Annotated in this window: 14 protein-coding genes; 7 read left to right on the top strand and 7 right to left on the bottom strand. The window is 40.4% G+C overall.

What is annotated here, in order from left to right; translation table 11 throughout:
• Positions 1 to 14: 14 nt before the first annotated feature.
• Both LCM02_RS09155 and LCM02_RS09160 read right to left on the bottom strand, forming a co-directional pair.
• Positions 15 to 5561, bottom strand: a complete 5547-nt coding sequence (locus LCM02_RS09155) for a S8 family peptidase (protein ID WP_224928430.1) — start codon at positions 5559 to 5561, stop codon at positions 15 to 17.
• Between the two features lie 298 nt (positions 5562 to 5859).
• Entirely contained in the window at positions 5860 to 7602 is a 1743-nt protein-coding gene (locus tag LCM02_RS09160) for a cyclic nucleotide-binding domain-containing protein (RefSeq protein WP_224928433.1), read from the bottom strand.
• Positions 7603 to 7926: 324 nt separating this feature from the next.
• Here LCM02_RS09160 and LCM02_RS09165 point away from each other — a divergent pair, with 324 nt between their 5' ends.
• From LCM02_RS09165 to LCM02_RS09180, 4 genes are all read left to right on the top strand, one after another.
• Positions 7927 to 9648, top strand: a complete 1722-nt coding sequence (locus tag LCM02_RS09165) for a sulfatase-like hydrolase/transferase (RefSeq protein ID WP_224928436.1) — start codon at positions 7927 to 7929, stop codon at positions 9646 to 9648.
• A 39-nt stretch (positions 9649 to 9687) separates the two neighbouring features.
• Positions 9688 to 10554, top strand: a complete 867-nt coding sequence (locus tag LCM02_RS09170; protein ID WP_224928439.1) for a hypothetical protein — start codon at positions 9688 to 9690, stop codon at positions 10552 to 10554.
• Between the two features lie 93 nt (positions 10555 to 10647).
• Positions 10648 to 11802, top strand: coding sequence for a tetratricopeptide repeat protein (locus LCM02_RS09175; protein ID WP_224928442.1), 1155 nt, complete (start codon positions 10648 to 10650; stop codon positions 11800 to 11802).
• A 173-nt stretch (positions 11803 to 11975) separates the two neighbouring features.
• Positions 11976 to 14114, top strand: a complete 2139-nt coding sequence (locus LCM02_RS09180) for a hypothetical protein (RefSeq protein ID WP_224928445.1) — start codon at positions 11976 to 11978, stop codon at positions 14112 to 14114.
• 2 nt (positions 14115 to 14116) lie between these two features.
• Here LCM02_RS09180 and LCM02_RS09185 read toward each other — a convergent pair whose 3' ends face one another.
• Positions 14117 to 14965 carry a helix-turn-helix domain-containing protein gene (locus LCM02_RS09185; protein ID WP_224928447.1) on the bottom strand — a complete coding sequence of 283 codons (849 nt, stop codon included), beginning with the start codon at positions 14963 to 14965 and terminating at the stop codon, positions 14117 to 14119.
• A 175-nt stretch (positions 14966 to 15140) separates the two neighbouring features.
• Here LCM02_RS09185 and LCM02_RS09190 point away from each other — a divergent pair, with 175 nt between their 5' ends.
• From LCM02_RS09190 to LCM02_RS09200, 3 genes are all read left to right on the top strand, one after another.
• Entirely contained in the window at positions 15141 to 16124 is a 984-nt protein-coding gene (locus tag LCM02_RS09190; protein WP_224928451.1) for a phytanoyl-CoA dioxygenase family protein, read from the top strand.
• Between the two features lie 68 nt (positions 16125 to 16192).
• The gene (locus LCM02_RS09195; protein WP_224928455.1) at positions 16193 to 17878 is read left to right on the top strand and encodes a sodium:solute symporter; all 1686 of its coding nucleotides are present in this window, start codon (positions 16193 to 16195) and stop codon (positions 17876 to 17878) included.
• Between the two features lie 4 nt (positions 17879 to 17882).
• Positions 17883 to 18677 carry an SDR family NAD(P)-dependent oxidoreductase gene (locus tag LCM02_RS09200; protein WP_224928458.1) on the top strand — a complete coding sequence of 265 codons (795 nt, stop codon included), beginning with the start codon at positions 17883 to 17885 and terminating at the stop codon, positions 18675 to 18677.
• Positions 18678 to 18721: 44 nt separating this feature from the next.
• On the opposite strand, the gene aroA is transcribed toward LCM02_RS09200, so the two are convergent.
• The 4 genes from aroA to aat form a co-directional block, all read right to left on the bottom strand.
• On the bottom strand, positions 18722 to 19930 hold the full coding sequence (gene aroA / locus LCM02_RS09205; RefSeq protein ID WP_224928461.1) for a 3-phosphoshikimate 1-carboxyvinyltransferase: 1209 nt from the start codon (positions 19928 to 19930) through the stop codon (positions 18722 to 18724).
• A 1-nt stretch (position 19931) separates the two neighbouring features.
• Positions 19932 to 20168, bottom strand: a complete 237-nt coding sequence (locus tag LCM02_RS09210) for a hypothetical protein (RefSeq protein WP_224928464.1) — start codon at positions 20166 to 20168, stop codon at positions 19932 to 19934.
• Positions 20169 to 20495 (bottom strand): nucleotide pyrophosphohydrolase, encoded by a 327-nt coding sequence (locus tag LCM02_RS09215; RefSeq protein WP_224928467.1) that lies wholly within the window; start codon positions 20493 to 20495, stop codon positions 20169 to 20171. It abuts the gene before it with no gap.
• Positions 20496 to 20634: 139 nt separating this feature from the next.
• Positions 20635 to 21279, bottom strand: coding sequence for a leucyl/phenylalanyl-tRNA--protein transferase (gene aat / locus LCM02_RS09220; protein ID WP_224928470.1), 645 nt, complete (start codon positions 21277 to 21279; stop codon positions 20635 to 20637).
• Positions 21280 to 21317 lie beyond the last annotated feature (38 nt).

The following is a 21317-nucleotide window of genomic DNA, read 5'->3' on the forward strand; positions in this document are numbered from 1 at the left end:
TGATCTATATTCGTCTATTCATTGATGATATTATAGGTTTTTACCTCATCAAAGCTCACTATTTTTACAATATACATGCCTCCCGGATAAAGATTTGAGTCTGACATATTGATCGATATGCTATCAATAATTCCGTTAAAACGGTTATCCGTATGTAAAATCCTTCCGTAAATATCTAGAATATAAACCGTACTGACTTCCGGTTCACTTTGATCAATGTTCAAGATACCTTCAGTTACCGGGTTTGGATATAGCACATAAGAAGCCCCTGAAATTTTTGCACCACATTCCCCTGTTCCACTTTGATTCAAAGAGGATACAGAAGATTTATTTGTACTGCCATAGGTTGTGAGTCTCCAGGTTAACTGATTTCCATCAAAACGAATTTCAAAAGTTGCACTTCCCGGCATAAAGAATGTAGGCAACTCTCCTTCCAAAACATTTCCTATGAGTTCATTTTCATTGCCAACGGGTACATATACAATTTCATCATTATCGTTTTCGTAGCGATAAATTACTGTATAATCATTTAGCTCATTGTATCTAACACAATCTGCATAGACACGTATTTTTCTCACATCGTCAGTAAATGGATTGACCATGAGTTTCGCCTCGTTGACATAATCGATCACGTAATTGAGAGGATCAGCAATCTGCACCGTGTAAAGTCCAGGCTTATCTGTCAATTCAGTAGAAAATCCGTATTCATCTACAAAATAATAGTTTATACCCAGAGGGAAAACCTCAGTTTCATTTTCACCTTTTACATATCCTGAAATATTCGCCTGAAAAACAGGGTCTTCTCCTTGATTCACAATTAATTCATCTGGCAAAATTAAAACTTCTAGGGTAGCTTTTCCAATCGTTAAATCACCATGGCCGGGTCCGTATTCAACCACGTAATTCCCCGACACAGGAGCTAAAACCTCTATGGTATATATGCCCAGGCTTTTGACTTCTGTACCAAATTCAGTACCCGTTTCATCTATGAAAACATAAGGTATCAATGTTCCTCCAGAACCATCAGGATATACAGTTGTGGAATTTTCATCCTCATATGCAACTCCGGTAACAATGGTTTGAATATTGTCACTGACAGAGGTGCCATATGCCAATGTTAAAGGGGTAGTTGATATGGTTAAAGATGCTGGTTCAATGGTTAAGGATCCCCGATCAGAGGCATATTCAATTGTATAATTAACAATCGAATTATCGCTTATAAAAATATCATATTCCCCAACATCCATTTTATCATTACCTGATTCGTAAGGCAGATAATATTTTACACAAGTCTCACAATCAGGTGTTTCACCAATTTTCATAAAATAGAAAGGTATTCCTCCCTCGTTTTCCGGGAAAAGAGTTGAAATACTTTCATCGTTAGAGCCATCGTCGTCATCATTGAAAGCAAAACCTTCAATTACGGTGGTTATGGACGGCGTACCTCCATAACTGATATTTTCGGTTTGAGTTGCAGTCACTGTCAACGTAGCCCCCGTAATGGTTAATTGACCATGATTATCTCCGTATACAATGGAATAATTATCAGCTACATCTCTGATTCTAACTTCATAGGTTCCAACATTCATTTTGTCACCCATAATATATTCTTTCGTATCACTCTGATCAGTACTCACAAAATAATATGGAATACCATCAGGGAAAACCGTTTCCGGATTGTCGTTGTAAGCGAAATCAAATGCAGTTGTTATTTCAGCATGAATGTCTCCTCCATAGGGAATTGAAAAGTTGGTGGTATTTACTACCAAATCCTTTTTTGAAATCGTCAATTCCGATTTTTCATAATTGATATTAAAATTATCAGACATCGGATTTATAAAGGACCCAGGAAATATATAATGAGGATTTATGCTGGTTACTACCGTTCCTGTAATCAAATTCAAGGCATGATATTTTGCAATGGAACAATTTCCTTCAATTAAGCATTCTGCGTTAAAATCGGTAGCATCAATGACACTAAAAACTTTGTTGTAATCATTGGTGTCGTTTCCAGTACCCAGACCTGAATCATTATTAATGATGCCAAACGCCTGGCCGTTGATAATACCGAAAGCCTGACCATTGATAATGCCTAATGACTGGCCATTGACAATGCCGATTGCCTGGCCATTAACAATGCCGATTGCCTGGCCATTAATTATACCAATCGCCTGACCATTAATTATTCCCAGGGCCTGACCATTAATAATACCAATAGACTGGCCATTAATTATACCAAGGGCCTGACCATTGATAATTCCTAAAGCCTGGCCATTTTCAATTGACTTATCCGGGGCAAATTCATCCAGATATCCTGTAAAATCCAGAGTGTTAAAATTGATAAATGCACTTTGCTGATCTACATTTACTGAACCATAAACTCTTTCCGGTTTTCCTGACTCCTCAGAATATGATCCTCCCCGATAAGGGAACTGTTCCAGCCTGTTTAAAAACGTATTCTCAGAAGATATCCAGCTTCCGTTCTCCAAAAGGTCAAGAATCTCCTGATATCGATCCACTCCATTCGGATCAAAAGTAGCTCCGTATTTGAAATTATTAATTAACCCAAGCGGTGTAATTCCTGAAGAAGCATCGACATAAAAATCCTTGAGGTGTTCACTTTTTATTTTTGCCAGAAAGGCCTCCGGATCGTTAATGGATTCAAAAGATTCAACTCCGGCATCATTCACGGTTCCGTATCCACTGTACAACAATTCTATAAGTATTTTATCTCCATAGACTGACGAGGTGATCTCTTTTGGAGTGATTATTAAATTATTCTTTTCAATGGCCAAATTTCCGGGCACAAAATTCACTTTATAGGTTATGGCAGGTGTAAAATCATCGGCCTCTTTTTGAACATCTGAACAACCATTCAGATCAACGGATTCACCTTGTGGTGTATCCGGGCACTGGTCGTATACATCGGGTACTGAATCCTCGTCTGAGTCAATAAAATCGCCTTCAAAAGATGGTGTAATCGGGTAATTATTTACATCTGGATAATCAATATTGTCCACAGTGGTTTTCAAGGTAATATCCGGAAAACCTAAGTCGCTCAACAGAGATGCGTATGAAGCTTCTTCCTCCGGAAGTTCTATTCCCTCCAACGTATAAGCCAAATGTGATTTATAGGATTCTCCAAATTTAACTGTTACAGGACTCGCTGTAACAGTAATGATATTCTTTCCGTCCTGAAAAAACTTATAGGGTTCTGAAAAACCACCATTACCTTCAGAGCCTTCTTTAGGCTGGGTATAAATCTGTAAATCAGGATTTCCTGAAAACGGAGGAATCTCAGCGTAAATTACCCCATCCTCAAAAGTAAAAGGAACAGGTTCACCATCCAGGAATACGACCGGCTCAGAGTCTGAGGCAGGGACGGGCAAAAAGTCTCCAATAATCTTTATGGTAACATTTGATGTACCTGCATTTTCTGAATCTGCTTCAGGAACAAATTCAAAGGAAGTTATTCTGGCAGTTTGGGAGGCTAAAGTGTTAAATACCTTATTTGCATCGATCATACCTTTACCCACCTGGAGGCCCTGTACAGACCCATCCCTTACATTACTTTTAAACAATTCGACAACCTCACTTGCGGTTTTTACTGATTTATTGGGTTCGGTAGGATGCGGATACCAAGTAGGCAGGGCAGATTGTAACAATGCTACTGCCGCCGCTGCGGAGGGAGCCGAAGCAGAGGTTCCAAAAAAGTTAGGATATTCTGGTGTCTCATCCGTTGGTTCCCCATTTAAAAAATATTTGATACCTATGGAATTCACATTGGTATCTACCCCGTCTGGAGCCGCAAAATCAACCTGTACGGAAGTTCCGTCAGACAACGTTCCTCCAAAGGATGAAAATACTTCAGGTACTGTTTTATTGTAGCGTATGGCACCAACCGCTACTGAATTCTCCATCATTGCATGTCCGGTGATTGTGGGAGAACCACTGTTATATTCCAACAAAGTCAGTCCGTTGGATTGAAAGGCTATATATCTAAAGGGCACCGAGGTCGCCCCATTTGCGCTTGTAATCAAAATATTAGCCTCTCCGGTCCCCGTAGATTTAAAAACAATTACCTCACTAGGATCTCCTGCAATATTTACTCTGTTACTCCCCACCAGTAACCTTCCGCTATCATCGACAATGTAAATATCAAGATCGTTAAAGGCTCCAGTGTCGTTGTACTGTGATGCGACGTCTTCCTTCCATTGAAGAGCAATCATATAAGTCCCCGGGACAACACTTATTTTCTGAAAATAATCTTCGGAACCGTCATCATTGAAGCCAAAAACATGTGCCCTGGTTTCCCCGGTAGGGATAAAATTAGTCAATGGTAAACTGGCTGAAGAGTTAAATACAGCCTGATAACCGTTGTCTCCAAAATTACCCGCTGATGTAAAATGAATTCCCCCGCTGTTCCTGAATTCATCAACAATACCCGCTATTTTTCCTGTTCCAAAGAAAGGTTCTGTGACAAAAGTTATATCATCAACAATGATATCAGACACCTCCGCAAGAGCCTCAAACCCCGTTTCAAAAATTCTTGGTGAAACCGAGGCTGCATAAAAAGCCAGTTTGGCACCAGGAGCGATATCGTGAATGATATGCATCATCGCCCTACCTTCATCTGAAGCTACCCCATAAGGATAATCCTCAAGTACGTTGACCGGATCAGGGTAACTTGTGTTTCCAATTCCGGGTAAGTCATAGGCTAAAACATCAAGAGTGGCTTTGGAAGGGTTTCCAGGCGTAAAGGGCTGTTTGTCAAAGCTGTTTGACATTACTCCTATGGTAATACCGGTTCCATCAACAGGTGATACCACACCTTCAGAATCTATTATTCTAAATGATTCTCTCACAATGTCAGTGGTTTGCGTAACATCTCCTTGCGTGACTGCAAGCCCTGTGTTTCCATCTCTGAATTCATTTTTAATGGAAGGGTATACGGGTCTGGCAAAGTTGATTATTTCCGGATAATCGTTCAAATCACATAAAACGCTGGTATTCATATATACATCTATTGCAGATAAGCCATTTAAGAAAATAAAAGGGTCCGGATTATCAGTGCTGTAAAGTAAATAATCCTGTTCCACAATGCTGAATACGGAAGTACTCAACAAAGTGATTACCTCGTCCAGCTTACCGGAAACAGGGATAATTTCGACCAAAATTTTATCGTCAAAAACCTGAAATATTAAGTCTGAAGGATTATCACCCACAACATCATCACAAATGGCTGTGAGCTCCTGTCCGATTAAATCGGATGATTTACCATTACCTATGACCGGAAATATAAAACCATCATTCGGTTCACAATAACCCGAATTAACGTTGGCCACAACTGTATGGGTATTTCCGTTACTGGTAATGGTCCATTCGATAAAATCATGAGGGCCAAATTCCTTGGTGAAAACTTTTTTATTAAGGCCGGGTTTAAATTTATTAAGCCCTTTTGCGATTCTTTTTCCATTGTTAGACTTCACAATGCTGGCATTCTCATCAACAACCACCTCTTTCTTCGTTGGGTTCTCATAAGAGAAGGTTGCTTGAAACAAACCGCTTTCAATTTTTTTAACACAGACTAGAGGAAGTATATCTTTTTCCTTTTGGGAAAACACACCGGAAGAAAAACAAAAAACAAAGAGGAAAACATAAATCCATGGATGAGTGTAAAAACAATTTAGTTTTTTTCTGGGAATCGAGTAATTATGGATCATTTTAGAGGGGGTTAAGGTTCGTTACGCTACTAAATTTTAAGGTTAAAATAATTTTCTGAAGTCTAAAAACTCTGAGTATGATTTTTAAAACAACACTATTATTTACCGTATTTAAATCCTCTTATCATTGAACTTTTCAACTTTTTTGATAAGAGTAACCGTCTTCTTGATAATTGGATAATTTCAAATTCGCTTCTCTTAGTCGATGTGACATTTTCTCCAGCAGCCTATAAGCCAGGGAGGCATCATTTTGTATCGATTCATAAAAATTTTTTTTATCGATTGTAAGTACCGTTGCCTCTCCCAGCGCCCTTACAGTACAGGATCTGACATCGCTCTCAAAAAGCCCCATTTCTCCAAAAAATTCAGATTTTCCAAGCTCAGCTACTTTTACCTCCTCATCATTATTTTCCAATATGACCTCCACCTTGCCCTCCTGTATGACATACAAACAATCTCCTAAAGTACCTTGTTCGATGATCACTTCACCATTTCTATATAGGTGGCCAATTCCATTAGAACTGGTATGCTGTTGCATTTCTTTAGAAAATACAGCTGAGGAAAAAATACTTCTCAAATAATTGAAAATCAGCGATGGACTCATAAATCTTTTAAAAATATTCCTGTACCCCTCGCTGCCTGTGAAAGTATCCCACAAGGCAGAACTCATTAGAAATTTACTGTTATGGCTGTTTTGTTCTTTTATTACAGTTCGTAACAATCCTTTTTTCAAAAACGAGTTCTTTTGAATGAACTTCGTGACAAAAAAGATCAATTTACCAACTCTGTTGTCAAGGGCAAGATCCCTGCAAACAGGTGCATAAACAGATTTCAGGCTCCTTGCATCAATTCCGTTAAATACAGCTGCCTTAGCCGCTGCCCTTCCTGATATATAAGCAGCTCCAATTCCATTTTTATAGAGTTTGGAAGAGGCTGAGTCTCCTATCATTACAACCCGGTCCGCGTAAGGAGATACTGCTTCTCTAATATTAATAAGAGGAAAACATTTACAAGGACATGAATCCTTCAAAACCATAGATTCCGGAAACAGGTTTTTTACTTCATCGGTCTCTAAAAACCGATCTACGGTCTCCTGTTTTATGTCCTTCCCCAGTAATACCAAAGTCACAAAGTTTTCCTTGGGAATCAAAGCCCCAAAAGTCACATTAGGTACATCTAAGAGGAAAACATGCATGGAATCGCCAAAATGAGAACCTATTTCCTCTTTTTTCATTGAAATTTCACTTATATAGGCTCGAGTCACCTTAGGGAGATCAAAATCAGGGCATATCGCCTTAAACATGTTCAAACTTTTTTTTCCAAGACCAACGCCACCGACAACAAAGTCATATTCTTTGGTATCCTTTTTTGATTTGACTAAAATGCCCTGTTCTTCCCTTTCTAATCCTGACACCTTACCGCGAATAATATTTGCTCCCTTTTTCTGACAAAGACCAAGCAAATAATTATCAAAACTCCTTTCCGGTTGCCTGGTACAGCCTCTTGGTCCACAACCCCTGAATACGGAAGCAATTCGATGCTCCTGACTGGGCGTTTGAATAATCGCTTTTCCTTGTTCTATATGAAGAGTATAAGAATTAATACTTCTTTGAATAACCTCCCTAGGGATAAGGATCCCATCAACAGACAACTTCTGAACCAAAGACTCAGAAACAATGCCTCCACAATGATTACATCCAGAGGATCCGATCTTTCCAAAATCTTTTGCTTCATAAATATCGATTGAGATGCTCATACCCAATCTTTCAGCAAATCCTAAGGCATAATAAGTAAAAAAGCTTCCTGCAGGCCCACCTCCAATTACGGCAATACTCGATCCATCTGCTAATTCTATTCTATTTCTAGATTCTCGCTTCATGCCCAACAGTTAAGAAAAATAACGACCAATCAGCCCTTATGAAATTTTGAGAAAAAAATTTAAGGATTGATTCTAATATGAAAATCTGTATTGGAGAGTACAGATTTTTCCTCCCTTAAAGTTAAATTACCGGGATTTCAAATTTTATGACTTTTGTCATAAAATAAGAACGCTAAATTGATTATTACAAAATTTTACAGCAATCATGATCTTTTTCATTAAATCATATGTTTTTAATTTATTAAATTAGATATCTTTTAAGAAGATGATAAAATCTTGATCGTCTTTAACGTACTAAAGTTTAACTTAATTCAATTAGAATCTATGAAATTTAAAGCGAATCTATTTTTCCTGTTATTTTTCTGTCTATGTTATGGTACAAGCCTCATGGCTCAGGACCAAATAATTCATGATGCAGAATATTACATCTTGAAATCTCAGAATCAGGATCAATGGAATTACGAGGACAAAGAACTGAAAAAAAAGCTCCAGGACCTTGAAAAAAAACATGGAACCCCTCCAAATATTGTTTACATTTTATGGGATGATCAGCAATTCGGTGCAGTCGGTTTCCCTCATATTCAAAAAGCTTTGGGTTACTCGACACCAAACATGAATCAATTGGCCGACGAAGGAATCAATTTTACCAGAATGTATTCTGAACCTGCCTGTACACCAACAAGAGCGGCATTTCTTACAGGTCGGCACCCAGTCAGAAATGGAATGGGTGTCGTTGGAATGCCCCATGAATTTTCAGGAATGGCAGCTGAAGAAATTACAATTGCTGAGGTGCTTTCAGAGGCAGGTTATGCCACTGCCCACTTTGGTAAAGGCCATTTAGGTGATATAGAAGAAAGTTATCTTCATAATCAGGGATTTGATGAAGCCCTTTTTACTCCTATGAATCAAATCACATCACTTTATAACCCTCAGGGGAATGCAGCCAATGCCATTCTTGGATTACACCCCGAACAATACCCTGAAGATCCTTATCAGCTTGATGATCCGGGTTTGGTCCCTAAGGGATGGGTACAGATTTTAGATGGGAAAAAAGGAGAACTGGCAAAAGAATGGTGTGGTAACAGCAATGAATGTTATGAAAAAATGGAAGCGGAGTCAGAAAAAAGAACTCTCGAATTTATCAGGAAAAATGCACAGGCTAAAAAACCCTTTTTCGTGGAATACTGGCCTAATTTCCTAAACTTCCTGTTGCCAGAGCCTCAAAAATCATCGATAAACGGCGGTAAGGTCCCCAATGCTTATACCAGGCTTGATGATTTTGTAGGTAAAGTAAAAGAAACCCTTCACGAAGAAGGTGTTGCAGAAAACACCTTGTTCTTGATCATGGCGGATAATGGACCTATGGTTCACAACCCTCCTCCGGGCTGGGGAATGACCGAAATTCTTTTTTCGGGTGGCAAAGGAGATTTTACAGAGGGAGGAATCAGGGTTCCTGCAATAGCCTATTGGCCGGGAACCATTAAAGAAGGGCAATTGGTAGGCGATATTGTACATGTCACTGACCTCTTTACTACATTTGCAAAAATTGCCGGAGCCGAAAAATACATTCCCACGGATCGAATTATTGATGGTATTGACCAGACTTCAGTTCTTTTAAACGGAGATACTTTTGGAAGGCGCGATTATGTATTTGTTTATCAGGGTCACGAACTGGCAGCCATCGTGAAAGGAAGGTATAAGAGACATTTGATTTCTGATGATCCAGGTGTTGCAACCGGAATAGGCGCTTCTTTTTATGATCTGTACCAGGATCCGAAAGAACATAATCCACATCTGGTCCCTTTAATTCATACCCAGGGCCAGTTTACAAGAATGCAAATCAGACATGAACTGATGAAAAAAGAATACCCCGACAGCCAGAACGGTAAGGGAATTCCTTTAACGGGGATTTCCAATGCTCGTCCGGAAACTAAGGCCATTAAAACCATGGTTGAAGAACAAATGAAGCTTATGCCCATCGATGTAAAAAAATACATTGAATTTGACGGTTCAAAAATGAAAGTTGACGGAGACTGGGGTCACTAATAAACTATTTAGAGCCTCCTTTTTCAAGGAGGCTTATTTATGAAAACAATCAAAATCACCTTATTTGTATTTTTCTTAGTGTCCCCTATGGTACTGAGTGGTCAGGAAAATAAATCAGACTCCCTGAAAACTGAGGTTTCCATGGACGAATTGAACCGACAATTGGAAAATCCCCTGTCACGTTTTTGGTCGCTTATTTTTCAGGAAAATTTGGCTTTCAACGGTGGTGAACTGGTTCAGGGAACAGAATTCTCAAATGTGTTCAATTTTCAACCTTCACTTCCGGTCCCCGTAGGTAAATCAAAAATGCTATTGGTAAGACCGGTTTTTCCTTTAGTATCCGCTCCAAGGTTCAATGAACAAGGTGAAAAAACGGGAATGGAAACCGGTTTGGGAGATATAAATGTTTTTTCCCTCTATGGACCCGACAAAAAGGATGGATTAATTTGGGGAGTAGGAATGACTTTTACGTTTCCAACTGCTACTTCCAACTATTTAGGAAGCGGGAAGACACAATTAGGGCCTGCTTTGATGGCGCTGAGTATCACAAAGAAATGGACCCTTGGAACCATTGTCCAGCACTGGAACTCAGTAGGAGGAGATGTCAATCGATCAGATGTAACAAAAACAGATATTCAGTATATCGCAAGAAAACAAATTCCGGGAAAGGGAATGTCCATCGGTATGGGGCCTAATATTGGAATTGACTGGAATGCTCCGTCAGGGAATAAACTTACCTTACCTATAGGCCTTGGAATAACAAAAACTGTAAAATGGGGTAACACCCCCATGAAACTGAGATTTGAGCCCCAATATTCCATAGTTAAGCCCGATAATTACGGAACTCTCTGGAACGTTCGGATTCAGATTGCACCAATTGTTCAGAATCCTTTTCTCAAGAAGTAAATCTTATATTTCTTTTTTATTCAATAATACCTGAAGAATTTCGTTATCTAGAAAGTTACAAATACAATTATTCTCTTTTTAAACACGAATAAAATGAAAGCTACAAAGGGTATTATCGTTGTTTTGATCGTTTTGATCTCAGTTCTTGAGGCATGTACCACGGCCAAAAGTCAGTATGAAAAAGGCAATTACTATGACGCCGTTATGCGTTCCGTAGAGAAACTTCGTAAGAGCCCAAACAATAAGTCGGCTCGGGAAACATTGGCCAACGCTTATCCACAGGCGATCAATTCCTTTATGGACAGGCTGGAAAATGAAGATCAGGCCAATGTGGATTTTAAATTCACAAAAGCTGTTTACACCTATGAGAAGCTGAATAAAATGTATGAAAGCATTCAACGTTCTCCTGGTGCCAAACAGGTCATCACGAATCCAAAAAAATACTATACTACGCTTAACAAGATTAAACCAGATGCAGCTGAAGAACAATATAGTGCAGGACTCTATCATCTGTCATTGGGTGACAGGAACAACGCAAAAAAAGCTTACGATTATTTTGTTCGAGCGGATCAGTTCATGCCCGGATATAAAGATGTAGGGCCTAAAATCGATGAAGCCTATAACCGTTCCATTTTACATGTGGTGGCTGATTTAAAACCTGTTCAGTCGAGAACCTATGAATTAAGCGCAGATATTTTTTACAAGCAGTTGGAAAACACCCTGCAACAGATAGAAAATAATGAGTTCATCAGATTTTACACACCTGAAGAAGCCTCGAAATACGGTTTACAAAATCCCGATCAGATCCTTAAAGTTAATTTTGAAGATTTTGTCGTGGGAGAAACCCATACCCGGCAGAAAATCGAAAAGATGGAAAAGGACAGTGTAGTGGTTGGAGAAGTTACACTTGACAGTGGCCGTAAAAAAGAAGTAATCGGTACCGTAAACGCAGATGTTTCCTTATATAGAATGGAAGTGATCTCAAGAGGGCTGGTCAATCTTTCGATCACCCAGAACGGAATGGACCAAAGAGACCTGATCTATCAGGACTTTCCGGGAGAATTTGTATGGTTCCATGAATGGGGTCAGTTCAATGGAGATGAAAGGGCACTGACAGAGGAGCAAAGCCTTATTTGCAGTAATCGAAGGGTCAACCCGGCTCCACCGCAACAGTTATTTGTGGAATTTACAAAGCCCATTCAGCAGCAATTGCATAACCGGTTAATTTCTTTCTACAAAAATTACTGATTTCAGTAGTTCGGAAGATTAGTATACCTCAACAGGAATTATCCAAGGCATTTTCATCCTGAAATTTTATTTTCGGCATTATACTATTGCGATATTTAACCTTGCAAAGGACTCTATTAATTAGTACTTTAGTAGGGAAACGATTACCTTTCAGGAAACACAAATAGCCTAATATGAAATTCAATTCTCTGCTCACTGCCCTTCTTTGCTTTTTAATTGCTTCCATTACTCCTGATCTTCTGGCTCAGGATTCAGAAGATGCATTTGAATGGCCTAAGGAAATGGAATCCAAAGACAAAACTGTTGTAACCCTCTATCAGCCACAACTTGAATCCTTTTCGGGAAATATCCTGGAAGGAAGAATGGCCATCACCTTAAAACCGCAAAATAAAGATATGATATTTGGTGCTGTATGGTTTAAGGCAACTTTATCGACCGATAAGGAAAACCGAATTGCCACCCTGGAAAAAATGGACATTACCAGGACGCACTTCCCGGATATTGTTGATGAGGAAAAAACCAAACAGTTCTCAAAAGTACTGGAGGATGAGATGGAATCCTGGAACATGGATATGTCCATGGATCGACTCGCCGCCAGTTTGGAAGAAGTTGAGAATCTCAAGGAATTAACCGACCAGTTCAAAAATGATCCTCCAAATATTTATTTTAGAAAAGTTCCCTCGGTTTTGCTGATGATCGACGGAGAACCCATTCTAAAAAAAGATGAAAATTCAGGCCTGGAATATGTTGTCAATACCAGTTTTTTCATTGTAAAGGATCCTAAAAAGGGTAAATACTACATCAATGGAGGTGAATTCTGGTACAGCTCCGATGCTATTTTAGATGGATGGAAAAGCATAAAAAATCCACCTTCCAAAATTGAAAAATTTGCCAAAGACAACCTTGAGGAACAGGAAAAAGATCCGAATGCCGGGACCTATGAAACGGCCCCGGCCATCATTATTGATACTCAGCCGGCCGAATTGATCCAGGTAAACGGTGACATCGATTACAAACCTATTGAGGGGACCAACCTGCTTTATGTGGCAAACTCTGAAAGTGATATTATCATGGATATCCCATCTCAAATGCATTATGTATTGATAGGGGGCCGCTGGTATTATTCCAAATCCCTTGAAGATGGTGACTGGAAATTTCAGGAACCGGAAAATCTTCCCGCAGGTTTTGAAAAGATCCCCGAAGAGTCTGAAATGACCACCGTAAGATCCAGTATTCCGGGAACGCCTGAGGCACAGACCGCCTTACTGGAACAATCGATCCCTCAAACGGCTACCATTGACCGTAAAACTGCAACGGTTGAAGTAAGTTATGACGGTGAACCTGAATTTGAAGCCATTGAAGGAACCAGTATGTCCTATGCTAAAAACACGGATAAATCAGTCTTATTGATCGAAGGGCAATATTATTGTGTGGATAATGCCGTATGGTTTGTATCCAATTCAGCTAAGGGCCCATGGGCCGTATCCGACAGCAGGCCCGATGACATAGATAATATACCTCCTGATTGCCCTGTATATAATGTGAAATACACCTATGTGTATGACTCAACACCTGAGGTAGTCTATGTGGGCTATCTTCCCGGCTATACCTATTCATATGTTTACAGCGGAGTAGTGGTCTACGGTACCGGTTACTACTATTATCCCTGGTACAGATATTATTATTATCCAAGGCCGGTAACCTTTGGATTTGGAGTCCACTGGAACCCTTATACCGGATGGGGGTTTTCCTTCGGTTTTAGTTTCGGATGGATGAGCTGGAGGTTCCATCCTTACCGATACGGTTACTGGGGAGCCAGAGGGTACAGGCACGGATACAGGCATGGATACAGAAGGGGATATGCAGCAGGTAGGGCTGCGGGATACCGGAGGGGTTATGCCACCGCAACTCGTAATAATGCCAAACGAAACGTATACAATAACCGTCAGAACGGAGTGGCACGCACGAATAATCGTTCTACAAGGAACGTAAATAGTAAAGCCCGACCCACCAATAAAGCGAACAATATGTATTCGGACCGAAATGGAAACGTGTATCAAAGGAACAAAAGCGGAGGATTTGACAACAAGTCAAATGCTAATCGAGCTTCTTCGGGCCAGGCTCAACAGCGTCCTTCCACTACACAAAAACAGCAACGTTCTTCGACTCAACAACGAAATCGTTCAAGCACACAACCTTCGACCAGCAGAAATTTGAACAGGTCCTATCAAACCCGAAGCCAGGGTTCAAGTAATTACAGCCGTTCAAGATCAAGCGGTGCCATGAGAGGTGGTGGTGGTCGAAGGAGATAGATTTAGCGATTCTGATATCGGGACCGAAAAGAAACCGGATTGGTCCCGGTAATCTTTTTAAAGGTCCTGTTGAAATAGGAAAGGCTTTCAAACCCGCTCGAAAAACAGGCCTCGGTTACATTACTTCCTGAGAGAAGGAGTTTTTTTGCCTGATCCACCCTATAGTGATTGACGAATTGAGTAAATGTTAGTTTGGTCATTTGCTTAAAATAACGACAAAAAGCCGGCTTGGTTAAATGGCTCATCCGGGCAACCTCTTCTAATTTAATTCGATTTCGGTAGTTTAATTCAATAAAGGAATAGATCTTGTCGAGCCTGTATTTGTCTTTTGAATTAAATTGATTTCTAACTGCCTCCTTGTGGAGCAGGTCAGCATCCCGGGCTCCGGCCAAAACATTAAGTATATCCAACAGTTCAAGAAAAAGTTCAAAACTATTCAGATGCTCCAGTTTTTTCAGCCTTGGCCCTATTTCTCTTTTTGTCATACTTCCAAAGGCTATCCCATGCCTGGAAAGTTTAAGCAAATTATGAATTGCACCGAGTTCCGGAGTATCTGTAAATGGGCTTTTAAGAAAATCCGGCTGAATATGGACAACAATCTTTTCGTAGGTTGTTTTGATCCCGTAATCAAAATTGAGGTGAGGTATGAAGGAACCTATAAGCACAAGGTCACTCCCCTTAAAGGCCTTATGATGTCTGCCCACATGTCTGTTACCGTCAGCTCCCTCAATGTAGACCAGTTCAAGCTCAGGATGAAAATGCCAGTAAAAAAAGTCGCTCAGATTCGGATTGATCATCAGACTTACCGAACTTCCTTTTCGAGGATTTATATGCTCTAATTCTGTTTTCATGAAGTAAATTTAAACATTATTAGCTTTATGTTCTTCCTTTTTGATTTTATTATGTTAATATAGTTCAAATTAATGTTATTATAAGCGTAGCGATCCCAAAGAATCTCTTTTAATTTTGAGATATATCAAAGTAGAAAATGTTTGAAACAAGGAGTATGAACCAAAAAATGTAAGTATGAACTATCAAAATCAAAACACAGAAGAAAGAGAAAGTCCAAATCAAAATCATAAGGAGATTCCTGGCAATCCTTCAACAGCGACCAGCAGTGCCCAGAAGTTGAATGACCGTTCAAATGGCAAACCTCTGAAAGTACTATCGGAGGAAGATTGGAATTTCTGGATAGAAAATGGTTATATCGTTATTAAAAACGCCATTTCCAAAGAACAGGCCGCCAAAACAGCGGATTTCCTTTGGGAGTTTGAGGAAAAGGATAAAAATGACGCTTCCACCTGGTATACTTCTCCAAGAGCAGAAATAGAAATGAAAGAGCTCGCAGGAACGGGAATGGTTGAAGTGTATAACAATCAGGCCCTCTGGAACAACAGACAAAATCAAAGGGTTTATGACGCCTTTACCGATATCTGGGGAACCGATAAACTTTGGGTAACCATCGACCGAGCCAACCTCAATTTCCCTATTAAACCCGGATATGAATACAAAGGATTTATTCATTGGGATTATGACCCTGAAACCAAGCCACAGAATGTACAAGGGGTTTTGGCCCTTGCAGATCAGAACGATCCGGACATGGGAGGATTTCAGTGCATTCCCTGGTTGTATCGCAATTATGATACCTGGAAACTGGATCAACCTGAAGACCGTGATTACTTTCAACCTGACGTTTCAGGTCTGGAAGATCAAATTGTAAAGGTAAAACTTAATGCGGGTGATCTCCTTATTTTCAACAGTACACAACCTCATGGCATCCGGCCAAACCTGTCAAAAGACAAGGTTAGAATCGCTCAGTACATTTCCATGATGCCGGCAGAAGAAGACAATGAGGAGCTCAGAGACTGGAGAATCAATTCCTGGGAAAAAAGGATTGCTCCAAGCGGCTACGCTTTCCCCGGGGATCCAAGAAATCTTGAACAGATTAAATATGAAAGGGCCGAACTAAGTGAGCTTGGAAAAAAGCTGTTAGGACTTAATAAATGGTAAATTCAGTTTAAAAAATTATTGGTACATTTACCTAATAAGCACGAAATCATACCTTTAAACTTCGCTTCATGTTAGGAACCCTCAACCCGATTGATCTTGGTATCATATTTATTTACTTTGCTATTATTTTGTGGATAGCCTGGTGGGTCTCAAAAGGAGGAGGAAAAAATAAAGGTGACCGGGATTCGAAGGATTATTTCCTTGCAGGAAAAACAGCCGGATGGTTCGTCATTGGTGCCTCCCTTTTTGCTTCCAATATTGGATCTGAAATCATAATCGGGGTCTCCGGGGCTGGAGCGAGGGCAGAAATGCCCCAGGCTAATTTTGAAATTCTTGCTGCACTGATCCTGATCCTTCTTGGATGGGTTTTTGTCCCTTTTTATCTTAGAACGGGAGTCTATACCATGCCTGAATTTCTCGAGATCAGATATTCCAAAGCCTGCAGGAACTATTTGTCTGTGGTTTCGGTACTGGCCTATATTATCACAAAGATCTCTCTGATCATTTTTGCAGGGGCCCTGGTATTTGAAACCATGGGGGTTTCATTTTGGACAGGGGCCATAATAACCATCGTTGCCACAGGATTCTATACTATACTTGGCGGGTTAAGAGCGGTAATTTATACCGATATGATACAGACTTTTATTCTGTTGGCAGGAACAATTGCAGTTACTTATTTCGGACTGGCACAAATTGGTGGATGGGATGCTATGATGGATACCCTGACAATGGCATCAGAAAAACCTGGTAATCCTAAAGCGAGCCAGTTTTTTAATTTATGGAGGCCATCTTCAGATACAGATTACCCCTGGACCGGAATGTTGTTTGGAGCTCCCATTCTGGGAGTCTGGTACTGGTGTACGGATCAGTTTATCGTGCAAAGGACCCTTTCCGCCAAGGATATAAGCAATGCGCGAAAAGGAACCTTATTTGCAGGATTTTTAAAACTTTTACCTGTATTTATATTTTTCATTCCAGGCGTTATCGCTTTTGCTCTTTCCCAAAAAGGAATGCTCAATTTTACTCTTGACAATCCAGACCATGCTTTACCTGCAATGATCAACGGGTTTCTTCCTATTGGACTTAAAGGCCTGGCCATCTCCGGGCTCCTCGCAGCGCTGATGAGTTCTTTGTCATCTGCATTTAACTCTTCCTCAACGCTGATCACCTTTGATTTTTACAAACAGTATAAACCCCATGCCACCGAAAAGGAACTGGTATGGGTTGGTCAAATTGCAACGCTCATCCTTGTTATTATGAGTTTTCTTTGGATACCCTTTATGAAAACCCTGATGGGAGGGGGATTATTTCATTATCTGCAGAGCGTTCAGGCCTATATCTCGCCTCCAATTGCAGCCGTATTTCTTTTTGGCCTGTTCTTCAAGTGGATCAATGCCAGAGGTGCCATCATGGCACTATGGACAGGTTTCTTTCTTGGAATGATGCGATTAGTCACCGAATACTTAACCAAGGAAGGTATTATTGAGTTGACTCAGGGAAGCCTTTTACAAGTGATGCTGGAGATTAACTTTTTGCACTATGCCATTTATTTATTCATCTTTAGTGTAGTGATTTTGATGCTCTTTAGCCAGCTTGGAAGGCCCAAATCAGATGATCTTCTGAGATTGGTCACCTTTAATAAAAAGGAAATGAAACTAAAGTTTACCTGGTCTTTGGATGTATTTCTTACTTTACTTTTAATATGTTGCGTTTTACTCTTATGGATTATATTCAGCCCTCTGGGAATAGCTTAAAAATATGGATCTCCAGTTAACACATAAAAAGGTACTTATTACCGGTTCCACCTCGGGAATCGGGTTTGAAATCGCAAAGCGATTTTTAGAAGAAGGTGCATCCGTAACCATCAACGGAAGGTCCGGAGGCAGTCTTCAAAAGTCTATGAGAAATCTGAAGGAATCCTTTCCGGATGGATCCATGGAAGGGATCGTTGCAGATTTCCGTGATTCCCGGGCGCATGAATCCATAATCAAAACACTTGGAGAAGTAGATATTCTGATCAATAATGTTGGTATTTATGCCTCCAAATCCTTCGAAGGAACTTCTGATCAGGACTGGGAAGAAATGTTTCAGGTCAATGTTATGGCAGCTGTCAGGCTATCCAGGCATTACCTTCCTCAAATGAAGAAAGCCGGATGGGGAAGAATTTTGTTTGTATCGAGTGAATGTGCGCAACTTGTCCCGGAGGACCTCATCGCTTACAGCACAACCAAAGCAGCATTGCTTGCCCTGTCACGCGGACTGGCGCAAACTACAAAAGGAACAAGAGTTACTGTCAACGCCCTTATACCCGGATCTACCCTTACAGAAGGAGCTAAAATATTCTTACAACAACAGGCTGAAAAAGAAAACAAGAGTCCAGGAGAAATTAGTGAGGAATTTTTTCAGCAAGCCAGGCCCAGTTCCTTACTTCAGCGGTTTGCAAAGCCCAGGGAAGTTGCCGATATGGCACTGTTCCTTTCAAGCCCATTAAGTGCTGCAACTAACGGCGCCGCCATTAAAGTGGACGGAGGCTCCATTCCGGGGATTTTATAGCAGGGTGAAAATGCGGCAATTCAATTTAGCTAATCCACAAATACTCAGTTTCCCAATACCTTATCAAAGTCGGACCAGAAATCGGTGTAGGATTTGGTCACCACATCCGCATCATTGATCCTTATCGGGACCAAAAGGGCTAATGGAGCAAAAGCCATGGCCATCCTGTGGTCATCATAAGTTTCGATAAGAACATCCTTGTTCAGCTTTTTTCTGGGCTTTAGATGAAGGCTTTTGTCCGTAACCTCAATTTCTGCTCCCAGTTTCGTCAACTCCTGTTCCAGCGCTACCAACCTGTCGGTTTCCTTTATCTTCAGGGTGTGCAAACCCGTCAGGTCACAGGCAATACCTTCGCCAAAGCAGGTAACGGCTATAGTCTGGGCCAGATCCGGTGAATCACTCAGATCCAGGACAAGAGGGCCAATTTCCTTGGTTTCTTTTTGAAGTATGAGCCGATCATTTTCAAAATGCGCGCTCACCCCAAAGTGCTTGTAGATCTCAACCAGGGAACTATCTCCCTGCAGGCTATCCTCCTTGTACGAAGTCAGTTTAACTTTTCCCTTATCACTCAAGGCTACAAGGCTGAAAAAATACGAAGCAGAGCTCCAGTCAGATTCTACGGTAATCTCTTTATCCTCGATGGCCTTTTTGGGCTTTATACGAATCAGATTATCATCCCAGCTGAACTCAACCCCAATTTCTTCAAGTAACGCCAGGGTCATTTTAATGTAAGGTACTGAAGTGACTTTACCCTGAAGCTCTATTTCCAATCCATTCTTTAATCCCGGTGCCATCAAAAGCAAGGCTGAAATATACTGGCTACTAACATTCCCCTGAATACTAACCTTTTTAACTTCCAGGTTTTTTCCTTTGATCTTTAACGGTGGATAACCCTCTTTCTTTGCATAACTGATCTCTGCTCCCATACTTCGCAGAGCATCCACCAAAATACGTATTGGCCTGTTCTGCATCCTTTCCGATCCTGTTAGTTCAAGGTCATAGCCTTCATGAGACGCAAAATGGGCAGTTAAAAACCTCATAGCCGTACCCGCATGACTGATATCCACCAGATTTTTCTTTCCATCAAGAGCTTTCCCAAGGTATTTTGTATCGTCAGAATTCGAAAGGTTTTTTAATCTGAGATTCGGAAAATTACTCTGAAGGATCAATAATCGATTTGACTCGCTTTTTGAACCCGATATATTGATCTCCCCTTTAACCTCTCCGGTATAATGTGCTATTTTTCTGATCAACTTAAGCTGTTTTTTTTCGTTTACGTTTAAAATAAAATGTCATGATCAAAGCATAGATCACAGAACCTGCCAGTTTTCTTAAAAGATATTTAGGATTCATTAACCCAGCCAGTGCCTCTTCAAACGAAACCCGGGTCAAACCGTATAGAAATTCAATGAGAACTACAATAACCAGAAAAATAGCTGCGATAACTAAAAAGGTCTGAAGAAAAGACATGTCTTTAAAACTCTTTCCCATCTATTTCAATTTTTTATTGTTATGATGTCGTTCATGATCTCTTTTGGCTTTCAGGTAGAGTTTCTTATCAAAAGACTCCTGCAGGTCAATCCCGGTTTGATTTGCCAGACAAAGAAGGACGAAAAGAACATCGGCAAGCTCTTCGCCAAGGTCCTTGTTTTTATCACTTTCCTTTTCACTTTGTTCTCCATAGCGCCTTGCAATGATACGAGCCACCTCTCCAACTTCTTCTGTTAGCTGAGCCATATTGGTCAACTCATTGAAGTACCTTACACCATGTTGTTTGATCCACTGATCAACCGCCAATTGAGCATTCTTTATATCCATAACTCAGGTTTAGCTGACAAATATAGAATATTGGATTTCGATAACCGAATTTCAGTTTATGAATTATTATGGAAAATAAGTTCATGGCTGATGAAATGCTTATTGATTTAAAGGTTTTATTTACTGACATCTCAGCCACTTATACATAATCAGCCTTTAGAATCTGCATAAAATCAGTTCGGGAAATTTCACGTGCTCCCAGGCTTTCAAGATGCTCGTTATATACCTGGCAATCGATGAGCCTGTAGTTTTTCTCTGACAACAACCGTACCAGGTAAATAAAAGCCAGCTTGGAAGTATTACTTACCTTGCTGAACATGCTCTCCCCACAAAAAACATGTCCCAGGTCCACTCCATAAAGCCCACCTACCAATTCACTACCCTTCCAGACCTCCACAGATTTGGCAACCCCCAGTTGATTCAATTTGATATAGGCCTCTTTCATCTCCTCAGTGATCCAGGTACCCAATTGATCCTTTCGGGGCGCTTGCTGACAGTTCTCAATCACCTGTTTAAAATCCTGGTTCATGGTTATCTTAAATTCATTTTTACGCATCAGGCGGGCCATACTTTTGGATACCTTCAATTCATTAAGAAAAAGGACCATTCTTGGGTCAGGGCTGTACCAGATAATGGGCTCTCCCTCATTGTACCAGGGAAAGATTCCATTTTCATAGGCCAGAATCAAGCGCTCCGGGCTAAGATCCCCTCCAAAGGCAAGAATACCTTCAGGGCTTGCACGCTCAACAGGAGGAAATTCCAATGAAGGGCCTAGTAAAAACATAGTATAAAAATACAAAAACCATCAATCGCAAAGACTGA

Origin of the sequence: Lutimonas saemankumensis (assembly GCF_020171465.1) — a bacterium.
In the GTDB taxonomy this organism is placed as follows: Bacteria; Bacteroidota; Bacteroidia; order Flavobacteriales; family Flavobacteriaceae; genus Lutimonas; species Lutimonas saemankumensis.

What these genes read in the sequence shown, in the direction of transcription:
- LCM02_RS09180 (WP_224928445.1), top strand. Translation starts at nt 11,976, where the DNA reads ATGAAATTCAATTCTCTGCTCACTGCCCTTCTTTGCTTTTTAATTGCT.
- LCM02_RS09200 (WP_224928458.1), top strand. Translation starts at nt 17,883, where the DNA reads ATGGATCTCCAGTTAACACATAAAAAGGTACTTATTACCGGTTCCACC.
- LCM02_RS09190 (WP_224928451.1), top strand. Translation starts at nt 15,141, where the DNA reads ATGAACTATCAAAATCAAAACACAGAAGAAAGAGAAAGTCCAAATCAA.
- LCM02_RS09170 (WP_224928439.1), top strand. Translation starts at nt 9,688, where the DNA reads ATGAAAACAATCAAAATCACCTTATTTGTATTTTTCTTAGTGTCCCCT.
- LCM02_RS09210 (WP_224928464.1), bottom strand. Translation starts at nt 20,168, where the DNA reads ATGGGAAAGAGTTTTAAAGACATGTCTTTTCTTCAGACCTTTTTAGTT.
- LCM02_RS09165 (WP_224928436.1), top strand. Translation starts at nt 7,927, where the DNA reads ATGAAATTTAAAGCGAATCTATTTTTCCTGTTATTTTTCTGTCTATGT.
- aat (WP_224928470.1), bottom strand. Translation starts at nt 21,279, where the DNA reads ATGTTTTTACTAGGCCCTTCATTGGAATTTCCTCCTGTTGAGCGTGCA.
- LCM02_RS09195 (WP_224928455.1), top strand. Translation starts at nt 16,193, where the DNA reads ATGTTAGGAACCCTCAACCCGATTGATCTTGGTATCATATTTATTTAC.
- LCM02_RS09185 (WP_224928447.1), bottom strand. Translation starts at nt 14,965, where the DNA reads ATGAAAACAGAATTAGAGCATATAAATCCTCGAAAAGGAAGTTCGGTA.
- LCM02_RS09215 (WP_224928467.1), bottom strand. Translation starts at nt 20,495, where the DNA reads ATGGATATAAAGAATGCTCAATTGGCGGTTGATCAGTGGATCAAACAA.
- LCM02_RS09160 (WP_224928433.1), bottom strand. Translation starts at nt 7,602, where the DNA reads ATGAAGCGAGAATCTAGAAATAGAATAGAATTAGCAGATGGATCGAGT.
- LCM02_RS09175 (WP_224928442.1), top strand. Translation starts at nt 10,648, where the DNA reads ATGAAAGCTACAAAGGGTATTATCGTTGTTTTGATCGTTTTGATCTCA.